The 2552-nt window shown below is 63.2% G+C and carries 3 protein-coding genes; all 3 read right to left on the bottom strand.

Features of this window, described 5'->3' with window-relative positions; genetic code table 11:
• Window positions 1–600, bottom strand: a 600-nt coding sequence (locus tag ACODS4_RS28065; RefSeq protein ID WP_488869167.1) for a leucine-rich repeat domain-containing protein, incomplete at its 3' end; no start/stop codon positions are given.
• Window positions 601–1605: 1005 nt separating this feature from the next.
• Window positions 1606–1986 (bottom strand): helix-turn-helix domain-containing protein, encoded by a 381-nt coding sequence (locus tag ACODS4_RS28060; RefSeq protein WP_488869165.1) that lies wholly within the window; start codon window positions 1984–1986, stop codon window positions 1606–1608.
• Complete coding sequence (locus ACODS4_RS28055) at window positions 1983–2261, bottom strand: type II toxin-antitoxin system RelE family toxin (RefSeq protein ID WP_488869163.1); 279 nt, start codon at window positions 2259–2261, stop codon at window positions 1983–1985. The genes ACODS4_RS28060 and ACODS4_RS28055 overlap by 4 nt, the downstream gene beginning before the upstream one ends.
• Window positions 2262–2552: the final 291 nt, after the last annotated feature.

The following is a 2552-nucleotide window of genomic DNA, read 5'->3' as shown; positions in this document are numbered from 1 at the left end:
GGAGCAGTTGAGGGTCTGGAGTGTTGCGCATCCGGCCAGCGGCGCCAGATCGCTGACCTGGGTGTTGGAGCAGTTGAGGGTCTGGAGTGTTGCGCACCCGGCCAGCGGGGCCAGATCGCTGACCTGGGTGTAGGCGCAGTCGAGGGCCTGGAGTGTTGCGCATCCGGCCAGCGGGGCCAGATCGCTGACCTGGGTGTCGGAGCAGTAGAGTGTCTGGAGTGTTGCGCATCCGGCCAGCGGGGCCAGATCGCTGACCTGGGTGACGGAGCAGTCGAGCCGCGCCAAGGACGTCAGGGTCCGCAGAGGAAGGAGGCTGGCGAGATCGGTGTGGACGACCGACAGGGTTTCAAGGCGGGTGAGCCGCCCCAACTGGTCCCGTTGCGCGTCGATCCGGTTGCTTTTGGACGAATCGTCCCACCCATCCGGGTTTCCCAGATCCAGCGACCGCAAATGCGTCAGCGCGAACAGGGAGTCCGGCAGAAGGTCCAGCCCCAACCCGCTCAGATCCAGCGCGCCGGTCTGGCGCGCGGCCTCGTCGGCGATGCGCTGTTGGGCGATGGCCAGGGCGGCCTCTGGGTTGTGCGGTGCCTGTGGCGCCATTGGTCGTCATCGCCTGTTCGGGTGGCCTCACAGCTTTATAAAGAGCCGAGGAGTGGTTTGCAAACCAACGCGCGTGCATCGCAGGGCAATCGGGTGAACCATCAAAGGCTGAATATGCCCCTCTCCCCTAGCGGGCTACGGCATTCACACATCGACTCGTTTGGCAAAACAGTGGAACGGAATGACTCTCGGGTTCGTCATCCCCGCGAAGGCGGGGATCCAGAGTTCGCAAGACGTACCCTGTGATGAAGCCTGGATCCCCGCCTTCGCGGGGATGACGGTTATAGTCATTGACTTCCAATATCTTGCCTTATTGAACGATGTGTGAATGCTGTAGCCCCTTGCGGGAGAGGGGTTGGGGTGAGGGGGTGGAAGCCGGAGCAATCGCTTGAACCAGCTTTTGGTAATCCCGAGACAAATTCCGACACGGATTTCACGAATTATCACACGGATTTCACGGATGTCTTCCTTGGATCAAGGCCCACGGCGTCGAAAGCTTCGCTCATTGAGAGAATGCCGTGAAATCCGTGTCAAATCTTGTCAGACATCCCCGATCTCTTCGTTCAAGCGATTGCCCTGGGGCGGAAGCTTAGATTTCCAACGGCTTTCAGCCGTCTGCACCCCTCATCCCAACCTGCGAGAACTATGAACGCCTTTGGCGTTCGACGTTCTCGCCCCGCAGGGGGAGAAGGGCTTTTCCTTTCCAAACAGCACTTTACCGTTCCGCAACATGTGCGCATGCCGTAGCCCGCGAGGGGAGATGGGCTTACTCGGCCTTGGATGGTTCACGCGATTGCCCTGGCGTGAATCGCCGTCCTCAATCCTCTTTTGGCGCACAGCGCGCCCCGCGCGGATCGGCCCGCCGCCCCCGGATTTTCAGCGCGTGATTGCCGCCCCCCTCAGGCCTGACTTAGGAATGACAGCCTAAATTCGGATGGGGCCGCCGCCATGCCCCCCGCCCTGAAAAACGGGTTTGAGACAACAGCGTGATTCCACAGACATGGCTCACGGGCGGACGAGCAGGTCCAGCGGCACGTTGAGCGCGCGGGCAATCCGGGCCATCGCGTCAAAGCTCCCCGGCTTCTTCGCGTTCTCGATCTCGGACAGGTAGGATGGGGCCAAGCTGGCGGCCTCGGCCAAGCTGCGGGCCGTGAAACCGCGATGGTCGCGGAGCACCGTGACCGGGTGATCCCCATCAAGGATGCGTTCAGCGACCTCGAACGGGAACAGCTCCGTCTCGCCAGCGATCAAGCGGGCCTTCACCGCGTCGGCGTCTGCCAAATCCTGGGCGTCGGCCACCAGTTCGGCCAAGGCCTCGAAGTCGGCGCGGCTGAGGGTGACGCTGTCCGCCGTCTCGGCGATTGGCGTGATGGGCAGAGCGTTCATCGATAGACCTCCTTGCGGTTCCCGACCTTCAGCACGGTGATGACCAGGGCGCCGCCGTCGATCTGGTAGACGGCCCGCCAATCGCCGTGGCGTATGCGGCCTTGCCCGCCACCGAAAGCCTTCGCCCAGGGATGCGCTTCGTAGGGGGAGGCGGCGAATGTCGTCAGTTTGGCCCGCAACCCCGCCGCATCGCCCTTTGGCATGCGGAGCAGGACGTTCAACGCCGTGGCTTCGATCACCAGCTTCATGCGCCCATGATCGCCAACAGCGAACATCGTGTCAAGCCGGCCGTTCGCTGTTGGCGAATCATTGCTCTGGCTTTATCCAATTTTGGATCCGCCGACGGATTTTCAGCGCGGGATTGCCGGATCCCTCAGGCTTGCCTTAGGAATGACAGCCTAGCTTCGGATGGAGCCGCCGCCATGCCCCCCGCCGCCAACCCGCCCGCCAACCCGCCCGCCATCCCGTTCCCCGACCGCGCGCCCCTGCCCGCCGTCCGGGCCGCGCGCGTCCAGGGCGGCCCCGATGGAACCGTTGAACAGGGGGCTGAATCATGGTGCACAGCG

The sequence above is a fragment of the Azospirillum sp. FG154 genome (assembly GCF_057809575.1).
The sequence above is the reverse complement of the archived record's forward strand: the minus strand, read 5'-3'. Positions and strand labels throughout refer to the sequence as shown.

Coding starts and splice junctions, on each gene's coding strand:
- ACODS4_RS28060 (WP_488869165.1), bottom strand. CDS start 1,986: ATGAACGCTCTGCCCATCACGCCAATCGCCGAGACGGCGGACAGCGTC.
- ACODS4_RS28055 (WP_488869163.1), bottom strand. CDS start 2,261: ATGTTCGCTGTTGGCGATCATGGGCGCATGAAGCTGGTGATCGAAGCC.